This is a genomic window from Psychrobacter sp. 1U2 (genome assembly GCF_051847575.1).
The window spans coordinates 1-670 of the sequence record NZ_JBPYDC010001200.1 but is presented as its reverse complement, the minus strand read 5'-3'; the positions used below and the strand labels follow the sequence as shown (position 1 = coordinate 670).

1 protein-coding gene is annotated in these 670 nt (G+C 42.2%); it reads left to right on the top strand.

The window, feature by feature from the left end; translation table 11 throughout:
• A partial coding sequence (locus tag ACS8FD_RS21195) for a type VI secretion system baseplate subunit TssF (protein ID WP_439277320.1) occupies window positions 1-670 on the top strand: 670 nt, incomplete at both ends.

Here is a 670-nt window from a genome sequence, read left to right as displayed (position 1 = left end):
ATTCAAAGCAGCAGCCAAGCCCATTCAAGTGACTCATCGTTCCATCTATTATGATTTAGTGCCCGATACCCGCGCGCTCTTTCAGCATGAAATTTATGAGGTCAATAAAGTTATAGAATCCAAACAAAATGATAATCGTTTAGTACAGCGTGAGTATCATCCATTTTATGCGCTGAATCATTATGAGCAGCAAGATGACGGTCGTTATTATCATATTAAGCGTGATAAGGATATGGCTGAATTTAAGCAGGGTTTTGAATATCAGATCATGTTTGTAGAAAAGAGCCGCGAAGATTTATCAGGTGCGGTCAGTATGAGTGCTTCTTTGCTATGCACCAATAGAGACTTGCCTGCCCAAGTGGTGTTCGGTCAAAGTCGTGGTGATCTGTTTAGTGAAGGGATGACTGGCTTTAGTAGTCTGTCATTGTTGAAGCAACCAACCAGAACCGCACGTTTTGAATACACCGGTGAAGAGCGCTGGCGACTGATATCACTCATTAGTTTAAATTTTTTATCACTTGCCGCCCAAGACGCTGAGCTGATGAAAGAGTATCTATCACTGTACGACATTACGCAATCAGCCTCAAATAAACTTTTGGTCGAAGGCATTGTCTCTGTTGCGACCAGTATTAAAGCTCGGCGTATTCAACGTTTGCCACAACCAGGATTT